This is a genomic window from Flavobacterium sp. (assembly GCF_024642105.1).
Classification (GTDB): Bacteria; Bacteroidota; Bacteroidia; order Flavobacteriales; family Flavobacteriaceae; genus Flavobacterium.
Genome location: NZ_JAHEBT010000001.1, coordinates 73,859 through 91,551, shown reverse-complemented (window position 1 = coordinate 91,551; position 17,693 = coordinate 73,859). Strand labels below are relative to the sequence as shown.

Annotated in this window: 17 protein-coding genes; 9 read left to right on the top strand and 8 right to left on the bottom strand. The window is 35.3% G+C overall.

The window, feature by feature from the left end; all coding sequences use genetic code 11:
- Positions 1-61: 61 nt before the first annotated feature.
- The 8 genes from Q0L65_RS00460 to argH all read left to right on the top strand — a co-directional run bounded on the left by Q0L65_RS00460 (position 62) and on the right by argH (position 7,727).
- On the top strand, positions 62-1,201 hold the full coding sequence (locus tag Q0L65_RS00460) for an aminotransferase class III-fold pyridoxal phosphate-dependent enzyme (protein ID WP_296682278.1): 1,140 nt from the start codon (positions 62-64) through the stop codon (positions 1,199-1,201).
- A 4-nt stretch (positions 1,202-1,205) separates the two neighbouring features.
- Positions 1,206-2,402: a glutamate-5-semialdehyde dehydrogenase gene (locus tag Q0L65_RS00455; protein ID WP_296682277.1), complete on the top strand. Its 1,197-nt coding sequence runs from the start codon at positions 1,206-1,208 to the stop codon at positions 2,400-2,402.
- A 68-nt stretch (positions 2,403-2,470) separates the two neighbouring features.
- Positions 2,471-2,692 (top strand): hypothetical protein, encoded by a 222-nt coding sequence (locus Q0L65_RS00450; RefSeq protein ID WP_296682276.1) that lies wholly within the window; start codon positions 2,471-2,473, stop codon positions 2,690-2,692.
- Positions 2,693-2,810: 118 nt separating this feature from the next.
- Entirely contained in the window at positions 2,811-3,572 is a 762-nt protein-coding gene (proB, locus tag Q0L65_RS00445; protein WP_296682275.1) for a glutamate 5-kinase, read from the top strand.
- A gap of 74 nt (positions 3,573-3,646) precedes the next feature.
- Positions 3,647-4,594 carry an N-acetylornithine carbamoyltransferase gene (locus tag Q0L65_RS00440; protein ID WP_296682274.1) on the top strand — a complete coding sequence of 316 codons (948 nt, stop codon included), beginning with the start codon at positions 3,647-3,649 and terminating at the stop codon, positions 4,592-4,594.
- Positions 4,584-5,369 (top strand): acetylglutamate kinase, encoded by a 786-nt coding sequence (gene argB, locus Q0L65_RS00435; protein ID WP_296682273.1) that lies wholly within the window; start codon positions 4,584-4,586, stop codon positions 5,367-5,369. The genes Q0L65_RS00440 and argB overlap by 11 nt, the downstream gene beginning before the upstream one ends.
- Positions 5,366-6,436 (top strand): M20 family metallo-hydrolase, encoded by a 1,071-nt coding sequence (locus Q0L65_RS00430; protein ID WP_296682272.1) that lies wholly within the window; start codon positions 5,366-5,368, stop codon positions 6,434-6,436. Before argB ends, Q0L65_RS00430 begins: the two co-directional genes overlap by 4 nt.
- A gap of 10 nt (positions 6,437-6,446) precedes the next feature.
- On the top strand, positions 6,447-7,727 hold the full coding sequence (gene argH, locus Q0L65_RS00425) for an argininosuccinate lyase (protein WP_296682271.1): 1,281 nt from the start codon (positions 6,447-6,449) through the stop codon (positions 7,725-7,727).
- 65 nt (positions 7,728-7,792) lie between these two features.
- Here argH and Q0L65_RS00420 read toward each other — a convergent pair whose 3' ends face one another.
- From Q0L65_RS00420 to Q0L65_RS00405, 4 genes are read right to left on the bottom strand one after another with little or no spacing between them, the layout of a single operon-like run.
- Positions 7,793-8,497, bottom strand: a complete 705-nt coding sequence (locus Q0L65_RS00420) for a response regulator transcription factor (protein ID WP_296682269.1) — start codon at positions 8,495-8,497, stop codon at positions 7,793-7,795.
- A gap of 3 nt (positions 8,498-8,500) precedes the next feature.
- Positions 8,501-10,087, bottom strand: coding sequence for a HAMP domain-containing sensor histidine kinase (locus Q0L65_RS00415; protein ID WP_296682268.1), 1,587 nt, complete (start codon positions 10,085-10,087; stop codon positions 8,501-8,503).
- A 59-nt stretch (positions 10,088-10,146) separates the two neighbouring features.
- On the bottom strand, positions 10,147-10,743 hold the full coding sequence (gene coaE, locus Q0L65_RS00410; protein ID WP_296682266.1) for a dephospho-CoA kinase: 597 nt from the start codon (positions 10,741-10,743) through the stop codon (positions 10,147-10,149).
- A gap of 3 nt (positions 10,744-10,746) precedes the next feature.
- The gene (locus tag Q0L65_RS00405) at positions 10,747-11,745 is read right to left on the bottom strand and encodes a glycosyltransferase (protein ID WP_296682265.1); all 999 of its coding nucleotides are present in this window, start codon (positions 11,743-11,745) and stop codon (positions 10,747-10,749) included.
- Between the two features lie 417 nt (positions 11,746-12,162).
- On the opposite strand from Q0L65_RS00405, the gene Q0L65_RS00400 reads away from it, so the two are divergent.
- Positions 12,163-12,543 carry a PH domain-containing protein gene (locus tag Q0L65_RS00400; protein WP_296682264.1) on the top strand — a complete coding sequence of 127 codons (381 nt, stop codon included), beginning with the start codon at positions 12,163-12,165 and terminating at the stop codon, positions 12,541-12,543.
- Between the two features lie 93 nt (positions 12,544-12,636).
- Here the strand turns inward: Q0L65_RS00400 and fabV are convergent, their stop codons facing one another.
- The 4 genes from fabV to coaBC form a co-directional block, all read right to left on the bottom strand.
- Positions 12,637-13,827, bottom strand: coding sequence for an enoyl-ACP reductase FabV (gene fabV, locus Q0L65_RS00395; RefSeq protein WP_296682262.1), 1,191 nt, complete (start codon positions 13,825-13,827; stop codon positions 12,637-12,639).
- Between the two features lie 63 nt (positions 13,828-13,890).
- Complete coding sequence (recN, locus tag Q0L65_RS00390) at positions 13,891-15,543, bottom strand: DNA repair protein RecN (protein WP_296682260.1); 1,653 nt, start codon at positions 15,541-15,543, stop codon at positions 13,891-13,893.
- Between the two features lie 25 nt (positions 15,544-15,568).
- Entirely contained in the window at positions 15,569-16,453 is an 885-nt protein-coding gene (locus Q0L65_RS00385; protein WP_296682258.1) for a DUF4835 family protein, read from the bottom strand.
- Positions 16,446-17,687, bottom strand: coding sequence for a bifunctional phosphopantothenoylcysteine decarboxylase/phosphopantothenate--cysteine ligase CoaBC (gene coaBC / locus Q0L65_RS00380; protein WP_296682257.1), 1,242 nt, complete (start codon positions 17,685-17,687; stop codon positions 16,446-16,448). Before coaBC ends, Q0L65_RS00385 begins: the two co-directional genes overlap by 8 nt.
- Between the last annotated feature and the right edge of the window lie 6 nt (positions 17,688-17,693).

The following is a 17,693-nucleotide window of genomic DNA, read 5'->3' as shown; positions in this document are numbered from 1 at the left end:
TATAAAACAATTTCCCCGTTGCTCAGTCCCCCTCCTTTGGAGGGGTTAGGGGAGGCTTATTATGAACTTATTTGACGTTTATCCTTTATACAATATCACCCCTGTAAAAGCAGTAGATTGCACTATTACAGACGATAAGGGTGTAGAATACTTAGATTTATACAGTGGTCACGGTGTAATTTCAATTGGCCATACCCACCCACACTATGTATCAAAATTAAAACAACAATTGGATGCAATTGGGTTTTATTCTAATGCGATACAAAATCCATTGCAAGTAGAATTAGCTGAAAAGTTAGGGAAATTATCCGGTTATGATGATTACAGCTTATTTCTTTGTAGTTCTGGGGCTGAGGCCAATGAGAACGCACTAAAATTAGCTTCTTTCCACAATAATAAATCACGAGTTATTGCTTTTAACAATTCCTTTCACGGAAGAACTTCGGCAGCAGTAGCTGTAACCGATAATAAAAAAATTGTAGCACCATTGAATGCGCAACAAGTGGTTACCTTTTTGCCTTTGAACCAAATCGAATTGGTCGAAGCAGAATTAAAAAAAGGCGATGTTTGCTGTGTAATTATTGAAGGAATTCAAGGTGTGGGCGGATTGGACGAAGGAACTACCGAATTCTTCCAAGACCTAGAAAAAGTGTGCGCACAATATGACGTAGTTCTCATTTTAGACGAAGTACAGTCGGGTTACGGAAGAACAGGAAAATTCTTTGCACACCAACACCACAACATCAAAGCCGACATTATTTGTTTGGCAAAAGGAATGGGTAACGGATTCCCAATTGGGGGTATTTTAATATCGCCAAAATTCAAAGCAAGTTACGGTTTATTAGGTACTACTTTTGGCGGAAGTCATTTGGCTTGTGCGGCAGGAATTGCCGTTTTGGATGTCATTAAAGAGGAAAAGTTAATGGACAATGTGAATGAAGTATATGCTTATTTCTTAGAAGCCATTCAACAAATTCCTGAAGTAAAAAAAGTAAAAGGAAAAGGATTGATGCTTGGTGTTGAATTTGATTTTGAAATCAATGACCTCCGTAAAAAAATGATTATTGACAAGCATATTTTCACTGGAAATGCCAATAACAAAAATCTATTAAGAATACTTCCACCTCTGACAATCAATAAGAAAGGTATAGATACTTTTATCGTTGCTTTAAGAGAAACTTTGAAGGAAATTCAATCTTAATTTCATGAGCACACTACTTTCAATAACAAAAAGAAATGCAGTTTTAAGCCGAATGGCGACACTTCTTGAAGAAGAAAGAGCCAACCTTAAAGCTATCAACAAGCAAGACTTGGATAATTATTCTGGAGCCGATTTAGCTATGGAGAAACGCCTTTTGGTAGACGACGCTAAAATTGACGGAATGATTTTGTCGATGCAACAATTGGCAAGCCAAGAAGATCCTATTGGAGTAGAACGTTTTCATTTTGTTCATGAAAAAGGAATGAAAATCACCAACAAAACTGCCGCTTTTGGTACGGTAATGATTATTTACGAGTCACGTCCAGATGTTACTGTTGAAGCAGGTGGTATTGCTTTTAAGTCAGGGAATAAAATTCTATTGAAAGGCGGAAAAGAATCCTTGCTTTCCAATTTAAAAATTGTAGCGCTTTGGCACCAAGCCTTGAAAGAGAATGAAGTTTCAGAAAACTGGGTAGAATATTTGAATTACAACCGAACAGAAACCCAAGCTTTTTTAGAAAAGCCAACACAACGAGTGGACTTGATTGTGCCTCGTGGTGGCGAACAATTAATTGCTTTTGTGAAGCAACACGCTACTTGCCCTGTGATTGTAAGTGGACGTGGTAACAATTTTGTGTACGTGAATCAAGAAGCGGATTTACAAAAAGCAACGGATATTATCATCAACGGTAAGACATCTAATATTTCAGTTTGTAATGCTTTAGATAAAGTTTTAATCGACACCAATTTAAGTAATTGGGAATCTTTTGCTCAACAAATAGTAGCCAACCTACAACAATACAACGTAACTGTTTTGGGGGACCAAAAAGTAGCAGCTGCAACAGGCATTCCTTCTATTGAATCCGATTTAATTTGGTACGAAGAGTTTTTAGATTACAAAATTGTGATTGGTACGGTGAATTCTGACCAAGAAGCCATTGATAAAATTAATCACTATTGCGGAGGACATTCGGCGTCGATTATTACAGAAAATGAAGCTACAGCTCAAGAATTCATGGATAATGTCGATTCGGCAGCAGTATATCACAACGCCTCTACTCGATTCACTGATGGAGGACAATTTGGATTAGGAGGCGAATTAGCCATTAGCACAGATAAATTACACCAACGCGGGCCTATTGGCTTGCAGCATTTGGTAACTAACAAATGGTATATTTACGGAGATGGACAAATACGGTAGATAATGTTTGATTTCAGAATAACGATTTTTGATTAACGATTTTTGATTGTGAAATAATAAAGCTTAATATGAAACTAATACAAGACGAAAACATTTACGTTTTAATTATCATAATATTCTTTAACATACTATTAATTTGGTGGACAAGAAAACGTGAAATCAAAGAAAATAATAAATTAGAAGAAATAGATTCTGTTTCAAAGATGTATAAATGGAGAATATATTTAATATCTGGAACAATTATAATTATTTTGATTTCAGAAATTTTAAAAAGATTTAACAAAATATAATATTTTGAATAAGTTAAATCAATACTTTAAAAAATTAAAATTATCAATATATAATATCGTAAACTTAGTGATTCAATAATAAAAACACTTTGTTGACTTAGTGGTTAAAAAAAATAAAATGCCTAAAAAAAGAATTTTATTAAAAATAGGAAGTAACACGCTCACCAAAGAAACCAATCATATTTCGAGAGGAAAGATTGAGGACATTGGAATGCAAATTGCGGCGCTGAAAGACGATTACGAATTTGTAATTGTAAGCTCTGGTGCGATTGCTGCAGCAAAACAGTTTGTTAAATTGGAAGCGCCAGATAACGAAATTTTTGTCAAACAAGCCTTGGCTTCTATCGGTCAACCGCACCTAATGCGGATTTTCCATGAGAATTTCAGTGATTTAGGTTTGCATACTTCGCAATGTTTACTTTCGTATTCTGATTTTGAAAAAACCGAAACCAAAGTCAATATTGTCAACACGATTGATGTTTTGGTCAAAAACAGCTACATTCCTATTATCAACGAGAATGATACTGTTTCAACGGATGAGATTAAATTTGGAGATAACGATAAATTAGCCGCTTTGACGGCTGTTTTATTGGATGTCGATATTTTGATTATTGCCACCAATACCAACGGAATTTACACTAAAGCATCTATTCATGATACACATCCTGAAACGATTCGTTTAGTAACGGATTTACAAACTTTAGAAAAAGAAATTGGAGATGCTAAATCTTCCCACGGAACGGGTGGAATGCAATCCAAAATTGATTCGGCAGCCATAGCCAAAGCCGCCAATATCGAAACTTGGATTGTCAACGGACTAGAAGATAACTTTATTTTAAAAGCCTTACAAAACGAGATTTCTTTTACGAAGATTATATAAAAAATAAACGAGTTGTCAACTTATTTGGTGATCCAAATAAACAGATAACCAAATAAACTAATACACTTAAAGTAATGAATTACATCAACATACAAGAAATAGATTCGCTTCAAGAATGGGTAAAAGAAGCGATTGCAATCAAAAAAAATCCATTGCAAAACAAAGCCTTAGGCGAAAATAAAACCTTAGGAATGTTATTTTTCAATCCTAGTTTAAGAACGCGTTTGAGTACACAAAAGGCGGCGTTGAATTTAGGAATGAATGTGATGGTGATGAACTTTACCAATGAAGGTTGGACACTCGAATTTGAAGATGGAGCGGTAATGAATCAAGGTGCTTCTGAACACATCAAAGAAGCAGCTCAAGTCGTGTCACAATATTGCGATATTATTGCTATTAGAGCTTTTGCGGGATTGATTGACAAGGAAAAAGACAATGCCGAAACCGTACTTTCAGGATTTTTAAAATATGCTACGGTGCCTATTGTAAACATGGAAAGTGCTACGGGACATCCCTTACAGTCTTTGGCAGATGCCATCACCATGGAAGAACACAAAACAGCTCACCGTCCAAAAGTAGTTTTATCTTGGGCGCCACACCCAAAAGCACTACCACAAGCCGTAGCCAATTCATTTGTACAAATGATGCAATTGCAAGACGCTGATTTTGTGATTACGCATCCTGAAGGTTATGAATTGAATCCTGAGATTACAAAAAATTCAAAAATTGAATACGACCAAAACAAAGCCTTTGAAAATGCCGATTTCATTTACACCAAAAACTGGAGTAATTACAAAGAATATGGAAAAGTAACTAACTCAGACCCAAACTGGACCGTTACCGCTGAGAAAATGAAATTGACTAATAATGCCAAATTCATGCACTGTTTGCCTGTAAGACGTAATGTAATCGTGGCAGACGAAGTGATTGATAGTGAGAATTCAATTGTGATTGAACAAGCCAATAACCGAACGTACGCAGCGCAATTGGTTTTGCAAAAAATATTGGAAGATGGAAAATAAGCAATCAGTATCCATTATAAAAATCGGCGGGAATATCATTGATAATCCTACGGAATTAGCTTCTTTTTTAGCTGATTTTGCTGCTTTGGAAGGCAATACCATTCTGGTTCATGGCGGTGGAAAATCAGCTACTAAATTAGCCCAAAGCATGGGATTAGTTCCTCAAATGATTGAAGGACGTAGAATTACCGATGCTCCTATGCTTGAAGTAGTGGTGGGTGTTTATGCAGGCCAAATCAACAAAGAAGTGGTAGCCCAATTACAAGCCAACGGTGCCAATGCCATGGGATTTTCGGGTGCGGATGGCAATTTAATTCTGTCTGATAAGCGAAACCATCCTACCATCGATTATGGTTTTGTAGGTGATGTAAAAAAAGTCAATACAAGCTTGTTAGCCAGCCTACTTGAAACAGGAATAACCCCTGTTTTTTGCGCCATCACTCACGATGGAAAAGGCCAATTATTAAATACTAATGCCGATACGATTGCTAGCGAATTAGCGATTGCCCTATCTGGTCAATTTGATGTAACCCTTACCTATTGCTTTGAAAAACCAGGCGTTTTGTTTGATGCAGAAGATGACACTTCGGTGATTGAACAAATCAATCCGAATTTGTATGCCAAATTAAAAGCAGAGCAAGCGATTCATTCCGGAATGATTCCTAAATTAGACAATTGTTTCAACAGCCTATCTAAAGGAGTAAAACAAATCAGAATTGGACATCACCGGATGTTACAAAACAAAACGGCGACTTATACGACAATTACTTTATGAAGACTATAGAAATACTTACACAAGAAGCTATTGCCTTATTAAAAGCGCTAATTGAAACCCCTTCCTTTTCAAGTGAAGAAGATAAAACAGCACTATTAATTGAGAATTGGTTTACCCAAAACGGAATTCCTTTTCAAAGAGAGAATAACAATATTTGGGCTTTCAATCAATATTTTGACGAAAGTAAACCAACACTTTTATTGAATTCGCATCACGATACCGTGAAACCGAACCAAGGCTATACCAATGATCCTTTTGAAGCCATTGTTAAAGACGGTAAATTATTCGGATTAGGAAGTAATGATGCAGGAGGTTGTTTGGTTTCGCTTTTAGCCACTTTTGTTCATTTTTACGGACAAGAAAATTTACCGTACAATATGGTTATCGTTGCTTCCGCAGAGGAAGAAAGCAGCGGAAAAAATGGTCTGAATAGTGTGTTGAAACACTTACCTGAATTGAATTGTGCGATTGTGGGCGAGCCTACTTTAATGCAATTGGCTATAGCCGAAAAAGGTCTGTTAGTGTTAGACATTATTGTCAAAGGAACTGCTAGTCATGCGGCACATCAAAATGAAGACAATCCTATTTACAATGCAATGCCTGTGATTGATTGGTTCAAAACCTATCAATTTGAAAAAATATCTGACGTTTTAGGTCCTGTGAAAATGACCGTAACACAAGTAAGTGCTGGAAAACAACACAATGTGGTTCCTGCTGAATGTCATTTGGTTGTGGATATCCGCGTGAATGATTGTTATAGCAATGCCGAAATTTTGGCTACTGTAAAAAATCATGTCAACGCAGAAGTAAATCCTCGTTCGATGCATCTAAACGCTTCATCTATTCCGTTAGAACACGGTTTAGTTCAAGCTGGAATTGCTTTAGGAAGAACTACTTATGGTTCGCCAACACTTTCAGATCAGTCGGTATTGAGTTGCCAATCCTTGAAATTAGGACCTGGAGAAACGCTTCGCTCCCACTCGGCTGACGAATTTATATTTATTAACGAAATAGAAGAAGGAATTCAGTTATACATCAAAATACTAACTGATTTTTTCAAGCAATAAAATTACACACATGAAACTCTGGGAAAAAGGAATTGCCACTGATAAGCAAATCGAACATTTCACTGTTGGAAACGACAGAGAATTAGACTTAGTTTTGGCTAAATACGACGCATTGGGTTCTATTGCTCATGCGAAAATGTTAGGTCAAATTGGTTTATTGACTGAAGTAGAAACCTCTTCATTGGTTGTCGCTTTGGAGGAAATCATTAAAGATGTCGAGGCAGGTAATTTTGAAATCGAAGATAGTTTTGAAGACGTTCATTCCAAAATCGAATACCTATTGACTATCAAATTAGGCGATGCTGGAAAAAAAATTCACACAGCGCGTTCTCGTAACGACCAAGTTTTAGTAGATGTACATTTGTACTTAAAAGACGTTGTCAAAGAATTAAAAGAACAAGTAAAAGTACTTTTTGATTTATTGATGGAATCGGCTGATAAGCACCAAAATGTATTATTACCTGGTTATACACATTTACAAATCGCCATGCCTTCTTCTTTTGGTATGTGGTTTTCGGCTTATGCTGAAAGTTTGATTGATGATATTACAATGCTGAATGCGGCATTAACAGTAGTAGATCAAAATCCATTGGGCTCAGCTGCGGGTTACGGAAGTTCCTTCCCAATTAATAGAACGTTTACCACTCAAGAACTACAATTTGAAACTTTAAAATTCAATGCCGTAGCTGCTCAAATGAGTCGCGGAAAGGCGGAAAAAACAGTGGCTTTTGCTATGAGTAGCGTGGCTGCAACTTTGGCGAAATTTTCTATGGATGTGTGTTTGTACATGAGCCAGAATTTTGATTTCATCAGCTTGCCATCTCATCTTACAACAGGTTCAAGCATTATGCCGCACAAGAAAAACCCTGATGTATTTGAATTGATTCGTGGAAAATGCAACAAAATTCAAGCGTTACCTTACGAAATCACTTTGATTACAAACAATTTACCAAGCGGTTATCATAGAGATTTACAATTATTGAAAGAAGGATTGTTTCCGGCAATTCAAAATTTAAAAGCCTGTTTGGACATTGCTATTTTTGCTATCAAAGATATTACGGTGAAAGAACATATTTTAGACGATAAAAAATACGACTATCTTTTTACAGTTGATTCCTTAAACGAAATGGTAGTCGCTGGGGTTCCGTTTAGAGATGCCTACAAAGCGGTTGCTGAACAACTGGAAAATGGCACATTCCAATCGCCTAAAGCAACTAAACATACTCACGAGGGAAGTATCAATAACTTATGTTTGGATGCGATAAAAGACAAAATGAAACGTTCTTATTAACTCCTAATATTTCCATAAAAAAAGCTCCAAGAAATTGGAGCTTTTTTTATTTCTAAAAACAAATCTTATTTTTTCACAACCAATCGGAAACCTTCTCCGTGGATGTTTAAAATCTCAACATTTTCATCTGATTTCAAATACTTTCTTAATTTGGCAATATACACGTCCATACTTCGAGAAGTAAAGTAGTTATCATCTCTCCAAATTTTAGTCAAAGCCAATTCTCTTGGCATCAAATCATTCTCGTGAAGAATCAACATTTTTAATAATTCGTTCTCTTTTGGAGACAATTTAATCGGTTCGTCATTTTGATAAGTCAAGAAACGCAATTTAGAATTCAAATGAAATTTACCCACATTAAACTCAAACTGCACTTGTTCTGCTTTGACATCTGATGATTTTCTCTGAATGATGGCTTTGATTTTCATCAACAATACTTCAGAATCAAAAGGTTTGTTCAAATAATCATCAGCACCCGCTTTATATCCTTTTAACACGTCTTCTTTCATTGATTTAGCCGTCAAAAAGATAATTGGCACTTCGGCATTTTTCTCTCTGATTTCTTTGGCTAAAGTATAACCATCTTTGTAAGGCATCATCACATCCAAAATACACAAATCATAATTGTCTTTTTTGAATTTTTCGAAACCTTCCATTCCATTTTTAGCTAAAGTAACATCAAAGTCATTTAGCATCAAGTAATCTTTTAGTACCGCTCCAAAATTAAGATCGTCCTCTACTAAAAGTATTTTTTTATTGGTATTTTCCATAGTCTAATTAATTAGTGGTAATTTTATAATGAAGGTACTTCCTTTCCCTTTTTCACTTTCTACATATACTTGACCGTTATGGTCTTCTACAATTCTCTTAACGTAAGCCAAGCCTAAACCATGTCCTTTCACGTTATGAATATCTCCAGTATGTTCTCGGTAAAACTTCTCAAAAATTCGTTTTTGAGCCACCTTACTCATTCCCAAACCTTTATCTTGTACTTTTATCAACACCATATCTTTGATGTTTTCTGTGTAAATATCAATCTCTGGTGCTTCTGGCGAATATTTAATCGCATTTTCTAAGATGTTTACAATCACATTGGTAAAATGATTATCATTAATCAGTACCGTTGTTCTGGTAGCATCAAAATGGGTGGTAATACTTCCTCCTCTATCTTCTAAAATCAAATTAACATGTTCAATAGCATCGTTAATTACATCTTCAATATGATTGGATTCTTTATCAATTTCTAACTCTTTTTTCTCCAATTTAGAAATTCGCAATACATTCTCCACCTGAGCATGCATTCGCTTATTCTCGTCTCTAATCATTTGAAGGTAGCGCAATACTTTTTCCTTATCGTCAATTATTTTTGGATTTCGAATGGCATCCAAAGCTAAATTTATGGTAGCAATAGGTGTCTTGAATTCATGAGTCATATTATTAATGAAATCTGTTTTGATTTCGGAAATTTGACGTTGACGAATCAACTGACTCAAAGCACTCGTATAAGCTATAATAATAATCAACGTAAAAATGATCGAGAGTATTGTAATACTCACCAATTCAGATAATAAGAATCGCTTTTTATGCGGAAAAGCGACCATTAATTTATACTGCTCATGCCCTTCATTATCTGTCAAAATCGGAATCGAATAGCTGTTACTCTTATTGTATTTAAAATCTGCCGATTTTACTTTGGTAGCCAAATCATTACTATAAATCCCAAACTCAAATTTGGTATTAACACCATATTCTTCTAGTTCTTTTTTAATCAACTTTCGGATATTGTCTGCCGATACCCTTTCTTCGAGAGGCATAGCCATCGCAATATCTTTATAGAAAATTTCAAATTGCGCATTGTCTAATACATCTAAATTTCCTGACTTCTCCGTGCGTTCATCTGGAATTAGACTTTGCCCTAATAGCGAATTATCTAATGGCTTATTATTGTAGACTTCGGTGACACGCTTGGAGCTGAAATTCTTAAATAATTTTGTATTGTCCGTTTTTTTGTCAAAGAGCGATGAATTAATATGAAAATCTTCGGCGATGATACTATTCGAATACACAATAGTCTTGTTCGTTTTTAAGTTTTTTTGAACATAAGTAAACTCTAATAAATCATCTTTTTTAGGAATTTTACCTGTACTATCTTTCAAATGGTTGTACTTGTCATAAAAACTATACGCCTCTTGTTTTTGTAATTTTTCGGCTACATTACCCAATACTTGTTTAACATGAAATTTGAATTGTTCGTCATTGTTTTGAAAAGAGGTATTGAACCAATACACCTGAACGAGAATAATCCCAATTAGAGACAAACTCATCAACAAAACCAACAATCTAAAAAACAGCTTACTCATCAAAACAAATTTAGTATTTTAACAATATAATAAATAATACATTAACCAAATATTAACATCTAGGCTTCATTTTGCTGAATCTTTAAAATTTTAAGAATTTCGTCAAGTTGTGATTTTGCATTTTGAGGGTCACTATTTTCAATGATAAAGTTACTTTTAGCAGTCCGTTGTTCATCGGTCCATTGCGCATTAATCCGATTCAAAACCTGTTCTCTCGAACTGTTATCGCGTTGCATTACCCGTGCAATTCTGTCTTCAAAAGGAGCAGTAATGGTTATAATATAATCGCAGTTTTGGTAACTGCCGCTTTCAAATAAAATGGCAGCTTCATAAACAACAAAAGGATCCGACTGATTTTGGTCAAGCCAAATTTTAAATTGCTTTTTAACTGCAGGATGAATGATGCCATTGAGTTGGCTCAATTTTTCGGGATTAGAAAAAACAATAGCAGCAAGTTGTTGCCGATTCAGTTGCCCGTTTTCAAAAATAGTTTCACCAAAAATAGCTTTAATTTCTCCCAAAACTTCAGCAGATTGCACCAGTTTTTTAGCTTCGTCATCGGCAATAAACACAGGTATTCCTAGCGATTCTATATACGTCGCAAGGGTAGTTTTACCACTACCAATTCCTCCGGTTAGGCCAATTATTTTAGACATTTGCTATTTTTTAAAAAACAAATACGGAAAAGCGACTTGAGGTTGGCGTTTTAAAACAATCACTTTGATATACGATTCTAAAAATCCTAAACCGTAACCGTAAAATTGTTTCCAAACCGCAATTAACGACAAATACCCTATGCGCACACTCCTATTTTGAATACTTGAAGTTACAAACAAAATAAAGAAATACAACATATAGAGTTGTAAAAAATAATCAAACGTTAGTAGCAACAAGGCTACCGAAAGAAAGAATCCTAAAATAAAAGCCGTTGGAAAGAAAAAAGTCAACTTGTTATGTTCTGGATACCAACTGTTCAAAATAGGTCGGGCTTTACCAAATTTACTTACTTGAACAGAAAATTTATCCCAATCAATTCTACGTTTATGATACACAAACGCTTTAGAAAAAAGTCGGGTTTCAAAACCTAAATTCCACAAACGAATAGACAAATCTGGGTCTTCGCCCGGGTGAATATTACCAAACCCTTTGGAGGCTTCGAAAGCTTTGCGAGACAATCCCATATTGAAACTTCTCGGTTGGAACTTCCCTATTTTCTCCGATCCACCACGAATACCTCCTGTAGTCAAAAATGAGGTCATCGCAAAGTTGATGGCTTTTTGAATGTCTGAAAAACTATCCAACGCTTTGTCAGGACCACCAAAACAATCTACATAATCGTATTTCAGAGCTTTATCCACTTCGTCCAAATACTGAGCAGGAATGATACAATCCGAATCAAAAATGATAAAATAATCGCCATTTGCCTTAGCCATACCGTAATTACGAGAATCGCCAGGACCTGAATTTTCTTTATAAAAATAAGCAATGTTCAATTGCGCCATGTACTTCTGAATCACTTCTCCGCACGGAATTGTGGAGCCATCTTCTACAATGACAATTTCAAAATCATTTTGATAGGTCGTTTTAGCTAAACTTTCTAACAACTCATCTACTTCGTCAGGACGGTTGTATACCGGTATAATAAGAGAAAAATGCATATTTTAAGTTAAAATAATGATTCGTTTTTGGATTGTGCCACAAATATAGTCTTTATAGCCAATTGGTAGCAAAAAATAGTTACGAGTCATTAAATGAGATTATTAAAAGTCTATCTTCTATTTAGTTTAAATGACAAAAAATGTACTCTAAATCATATTAATAAAATTAATCTACTATATTTGATTTTCAATTAACAAAGTAAATACAAAAAAATACTAACACATTATAAAATCAATCCAATAGAAAAAAGTCGTTTTGCAAAAATGATAATTTTACCAATTAAGATAGATAAAATACTTTCATATAACAACTAAAAATAAAACTAACCATTAACTATAAATGTGGAGTTCAGAAACCACTATAAAAAACGGGGCGTAACCGAAAAGCCATACGATTAGGAAAATAAAAAAAACATTATGGGACTATTTTCTGCTATTCTTGGAAATGCCGGTGCAGTAAGCCAAGAAGAATTAATTAAAAAATATGGACAACTCCTAACCGATGGCGAAGAAATTGAATTGGGTTTTAAACTTCTAAGGGATACCTTTATCTTTACGAACAAAAGACTTATTTTAGTCGATATTCAAGGTTTAACAGGTAGTAAAACTGAATACAAATCTATTACTTATAAAAGTATTTCTAGATTCAGTATTGAAACTGCGGGCACGTTTGACTTAGATGCTGAGCTAAAAATATGGATTTCAAGTGAAGCACAACCAAGTATTAAAAAGCAGTTTAATAAATCGGTAAATGTGTATGATGTGCAAAAGGTTTTAGCACACCATGTTCTAAAATAAATTCTAGCTACTCGAAGGTTTTGAAACCTTCGAAGGCAACAATAAAAAAAATGCTCCCAATTGGGTGCATTTATATTTCAATTGAATGAGGTATTACGAAATACTCGGTACTTGTACCATTTCATCCGCTTCAGCCAAATAATCTACTCCTTCGAAACCAAAACCAAATAGGTTTAAGAAATCTTGTTTGTATCCTGCTAAATCACCAATTTCTGGTAATGACTCTGTTGTAGATTCTTTCCACAAAGCCGCTACTTTAGCTTGTACGTCCTCGCGCATTTCCCAGTCGTCAATACGAATTCTTCCTTTATCATCTGTTGGCACGGCTTGACCTGTGTACAAACGTTGTTGGTACAAACGTTGGATTTGTTCGATACACCCTTCGTGAATTCCTTCCGCTTTCATGATTTTGTATAACAATGAAATGTACAATGGAATTACTGGAATAGCAGAACTCGCTTGTGTAACCAATGCTTTATTTACAGACACATACGCTTTACCATTCAAAGAAGCTAAATCTTTCGAAATTTCAAAAGCAGTCGCTTCCAAATGATCTTTGGCACGACCAATAGTTCCTTTTCTGTATACCGCTTCAGTAACTTCTGGCCCAATGTATGAATACGCAACTGTTGTAGCACCATCTGCTAATACATTAGCCTCTTTCAAAGCATTCATCCACATTGACCAATCTTCACCACCCATAACCACTACAGTATTATCGATATCTTCTTGGTTCGCAGGTTCAATAGAAACTTGTGTTACATTTCCAGTATGGAAATCAACCGTTTTATTGGTAAACGTACCGCCAATTGGTTTCAAAGTAGAACGATGCAATACTCCTGTTGTAGGATGCATACGCACTGGCGAAGCCAAACTGTATATTACTAAATCAATCTGACCCATATCCGCTTTGATTAAGTCAATCGCTTGTTGTTTTACTTCATTAGAAAAAGCATCTCCATTGATACTTTTGGCATACAAACCTGCTTTAGTCGCTTCTTTTTCAAAAGCAGCAGAGTTGTACCAACCTGGTGAAGCTGTTTTGCCTTCTGATGGTGCTTTTTCGAAGAACACACCCAATGTAGCAGCATTAGAACCAAAGGCACTTGTAATTCTTGACGCTAATCCAAATCCTGTGGAAGCTCCAATAACCAATACACGTTTTGGTCCATCAATAGTACCTTTTGATTGTACATAAGCAATTTGATTTTTTACATTTTGCTCGCATCCAGCTGGGTGAGCTGTCAAGCAAATAAATCCTCTCATTCTAGGTTCTATAATCATATCTTAAATTCTAATTATTTACTGTTTGTGTTGTTTAATAGTGTGCAAATATAAACCAAATCTTTAGTTCAGCAAGGATTTGGCGTGATTTAGAGCCGAATCAGAAACGACTGCTCCTGATAACATTTGAGCAATTTCTAAGACTCTTTCTTCTTCATTCAATAATTGTAATTCGGATTGTGTATCCTCGCCAACGGTAGATTTGAACACTTTGAAATGCGCATTTCCTTTAGCGGCAATTTGTGGCAAATGCGTAATGGCAAAAATTTGCATGGTCTGGCTCATCGCTTTCATAATCTCTCCCATTCGGATAGCAATTTCTCCTGAAACCCCCGTATCAATTTCGTCAAAAATCAAAGTAGGTAATTTGGAATACTGCGCCAAAATCGCTTTGACAGCCAACATAATTCGAGACATCTCTCCTCCTGACGCTACTTTTTTCAGTAAGCCAAAATCGGTTCCTTTATTCGCCGAAAACAAAAACTGAATTTCATCTTTTCCATTTTGGTAATAGTTATCAGCCGCTTTAATTTCAATATTAAAACGCACGTTAGGCATTCCTAATGTAGCTAAAATGGTAATTAATTTGTCTGATAAAACCGGAACAGCTTTCGTTCTTTTTTGATGAATCACCGAAGCTAACCCATCCAATTGACTCGTTTTGTCTTGAATCGATTGAGTTAAAGTGGCAATATCACTTTCTAAATTACCTAGTTCAAATAAAGTATTTTCTAAGCTCGTTTGAATAGCCAATAATTCATCAACAGTAGTAACTTGGTGTTTCTTTTGCAAATTGAAAATCAATTGCAGTTTTTGACTAATCAAATCCAATTGTTCTGGATCATTGATTAATTTTTCTGAACAATTAGTCAATTCATCTGAAATATCATCTAATTCAATAGCCAAACTTGTAATACGTTCTAACAACAAAGCATATTCTGGAGCAAAAGAAGCAATTTTTTGCAAGGCAATTTTAATTTCTTTCAAAGTAGACAGCGCTCCTATTTGCTCTTCGTTGGCCAAAGCCAAAGACTTATCCACCGCTTCTTTAATAGTTTCCACATTATTCAGTTTCTCAAAATCAGCTTCGAGCTGTTCTTGTTCACCTGATTTCAGTTGAGCAGCGACCAATTCGTTCAGTAAAAAGGTATTGTATTCTTGTTCCTTAATGGATTCTGCTTGCTTTTTTAAGAGTGCGTTTAGATGCGATTTATCTTCTTTGTAGCTTTTCAAAAGGGTTTGATAGCTTTCTATTTCGTGTTGATTGTCGGCAATCGCATCAATAATTTTGAATTGCACCCCTTCGTCTGATAATTCTTGGGTTTGCTGTTGCGAATGAATATCAATCAAAAACAAACTCAAATCCTGTAATTCTTGTAAATTTACTGGACTATCATTAATAAAAGCTCTTGATTTCCCGGAAGGAAGAATCTCTCTTCGAATAATAGTTTCGTCTTCGTAATCCAAATCATTGGCTTCAAAAAAGGCTTGTAAATTGTATTTTGAAATATCAAAATACGCCTCAATGACGCACTTTTCTTCTTTATTTTTAAGCGAAGTTAAATCGGCTCGTTTTCCTAAAACCAATCCCATAGCTCCCAAAATTATCGACTTACCAGCACCCGTTTCTCCTGTAATAATAGAGAATCCTTTTGAAAAACCGATAGCCAATTTCTCAATCAATGCATAGTTTTTTATCGACAGCGATGTAATCATTTTGGTAATTTACCTTGGGTTAATTTTAGTATTTAATAGCACTCCATTTACTGGAATTCATCGGCGACACTCTATTTAAACTATCCACTAAATCAGTGATAGACAAATTAGGTCCTCCTGAGAATATAGAAACAATTTCGTCTGATTTGGCATCAAAAAACACTCTAGTTAAAAAAGCATTTGGACGTATTGAATGTACTTTATTCAATCCTAACAAAGCTAATTTTATTTTTTCTTTGGCTACTTTCAAATCTTTGCTCATGCCGTCTAAAGCAGTATGGTATTGGTATGAAGTCGAACGTATTTCACTGAACGTTGGTGACAATAAATCCGTAATTAAAAAGTACCTGTTTTGAGTTCCCTCAGATTGCGTCCACCCTTTACCTCCACTTTGTTGTGCCAAAGTAGCGATATTTTGTGCGGCCTCTAAAAAAGAGGTTCCAGATTGTTCAACAAAAGAATCGGCATCCAATCCTAGTATTATATGACAATAATAAGCAATTACTGCTACCAAATTAGAGTCAAATGTATTAGGGTTATATATTAAATTTTCAAATTCGACATAGCGAAAATTGAAATCCTTGTCATTAAAATTGAAGATTGGACTAGAATAGGTAGAATCAAAAATTGGACGCGATGATTGTACTTGAATTGTTCCTGAGAATTGATCCGATGAACCTGCGGTTAGGTTGATATAAATAGAACAATTGATTTTTTCGTTCTGTTTCATCACTTGACCTGTCCAATCCGTTTTGTTGACAAAATCAGTTAAAGAGGATTGTAATGTTTTGAAAATTTGTTGGTTAACGTTGGTGATTTGTTGTGAATTGACTGTGACCGTACAATTTAACTGCTGTGAATGTACAGTTATGCCAATCAAAAAAAAGAATACAACAATTAGATTACGCATTGAAATGGTTTATTACCTTGTTTATAATATCAGCTGCCACTGCTTCTTTAGATTTCAATTCCATTGGTTCAATATTGAAATTTTTATCAATAAAAGTGACTTTATTGGTATCTTTTTGAAAACCAGCCCCTTCATCTTGAAGCGAATTTAAAACAATCAAATCTAAGTTTTTTTTCTGAATTTTCAACTTTGCATTCTCAATTTCATTTTCAGTTTCCAAAGCAAAACCAATCAAAAATTGATTTTTCTTAGCCGCTCCTAAAGACGCTAATATGTCTTTGGTTTTCTCTAATTCAATAGAAAATTCAGCATCTGATTTTTTGATTTTTTGAGAAGCCACTGTTTTAGGCTTATAATCAGCAACGGCTGCAGCTGCAATAGCTACATCTACTTGCGAATAATAAGTATGACAAGCCTCATACATTTCTTGAGCAGCAACAACAGCAACCAATTGTATGCCGGAGTGATTTACTTTGCAATGGGAAGGCCCCGAAACTAAAACTACCGAAGCCCCTAATTGTGCTGCGCACAAAGCAATATCGTAGCCCATTTTTCCCGAAGAATGATTGCCTATAAAACGTACAGGATCAATCGCTTCATACGTTGGTCCCGCAGTAACCAATATCTTTTTCCCTCTAAGTGGTAATTTATTGGTTATATCCGCTTCGATCAAAGCAACGATATTTTCAGGTTCAGCCATACGTCCCTCTCCAGATAAACCACTCGCTAATTCGCCACTTCCTGCAGGAATTATGGTATTGCCAAATTCATGTAACGCTTTAAAATTAGCTATTGTACTTGGATGCTTGTACATATCCAAATCCATGGCTGGCGCAAAATACACAGGACATTTTGCCGATAAATAGGTAGCTAAAAGTAAATTGTCACAAGTTCCCGATGCCATTTTTGACAACGTATTGGCGGTAGCTGGAGCTATCAACATTAGATCCGCCCAAAGTGCTAATTCCACATGGTTATTCCACACTCCTTCTGCTGTCGCGTGTTGCGCTTCAGAAGTAACGGAATCATTTGTATCGTAAAAAGTAGAATAAACCGGATTTTTAGATAATGTCGCAAGAGTAAGTGGGGTGACAAAATCCTTAGAAGCAGGTGTCATTATCACTTGGACATGTGCACCTGCTTTTATAAATAGTCTTACCAATGAAGCTGTTTTATAGGCAGCAATTCCACCAGAGACTCCTAGTAAAATTTTCTTACCGCTTAAAACTGACATGGTAAA

What these genes read in the sequence shown, in the direction of transcription:
- coaE (WP_296682266.1), bottom strand. Translation starts at nt 10,743, where the DNA reads ATGTCTAAAATAATTGGCCTAACCGGAGGAATTGGTAGTGGTAAAACT.
- recN (WP_296682260.1), bottom strand. Translation starts at nt 15,543, where the DNA reads ATGATTACATCGCTGTCGATAAAAAACTATGCATTGATTGAGAAATTG.
- coaBC (WP_296682257.1), bottom strand. Translation starts at nt 17,687, where the DNA reads ATGTCAGTTTTAAGCGGTAAGAAAATTTTACTAGGAGTCTCTGGTGGA.
- argH (WP_296682271.1), top strand. Translation starts at nt 6,447, where the DNA reads ATGAAACTCTGGGAAAAAGGAATTGCCACTGATAAGCAAATCGAACAT.
- fabV (WP_296682262.1), bottom strand. Translation starts at nt 13,827, where the DNA reads ATGATTATAGAACCTAGAATGAGAGGATTTATTTGCTTGACAGCTCAC.
- proB (WP_296682275.1), top strand. Translation starts at nt 2,811, where the DNA reads ATGCCTAAAAAAAGAATTTTATTAAAAATAGGAAGTAACACGCTCACC.
- Q0L65_RS00385 (WP_296682258.1), bottom strand. Translation starts at nt 16,453, where the DNA reads ATGCGTAATCTAATTGTTGTATTCTTTTTTTTGATTGGCATAACTGTA.
- Q0L65_RS00450 (WP_296682276.1), top strand. Translation starts at nt 2,471, where the DNA reads ATGAAACTAATACAAGACGAAAACATTTACGTTTTAATTATCATAATA.
- Q0L65_RS00415 (WP_296682268.1), bottom strand. Translation starts at nt 10,087, where the DNA reads ATGAGTAAGCTGTTTTTTAGATTGTTGGTTTTGTTGATGAGTTTGTCT.
- Q0L65_RS00455 (WP_296682277.1), top strand. Translation starts at nt 1,206, where the DNA reads ATGAGCACACTACTTTCAATAACAAAAAGAAATGCAGTTTTAAGCCGA.
- Q0L65_RS00405 (WP_296682265.1), bottom strand. Translation starts at nt 11,745, where the DNA reads ATGCATTTTTCTCTTATTATACCGGTATACAACCGTCCTGACGAAGTA.
- Q0L65_RS00420 (WP_296682269.1), bottom strand. Translation starts at nt 8,497, where the DNA reads ATGGAAAATACCAATAAAAAAATACTTTTAGTAGAGGACGATCTTAAT.
- Q0L65_RS00430 (WP_296682272.1), top strand. Translation starts at nt 5,366, where the DNA reads ATGAAGACTATAGAAATACTTACACAAGAAGCTATTGCCTTATTAAAA.
- Q0L65_RS00400 (WP_296682264.1), top strand. Translation starts at nt 12,163, where the DNA reads ATGGGACTATTTTCTGCTATTCTTGGAAATGCCGGTGCAGTAAGCCAA.
- Q0L65_RS00440 (WP_296682274.1), top strand. Translation starts at nt 3,647, where the DNA reads ATGAATTACATCAACATACAAGAAATAGATTCGCTTCAAGAATGGGTA.
- argB (WP_296682273.1), top strand. Translation starts at nt 4,584, where the DNA reads ATGGAAAATAAGCAATCAGTATCCATTATAAAAATCGGCGGGAATATC.
- Q0L65_RS00460 (WP_296682278.1), top strand. Translation starts at nt 62, where the DNA reads ATGAACTTATTTGACGTTTATCCTTTATACAATATCACCCCTGTAAAA.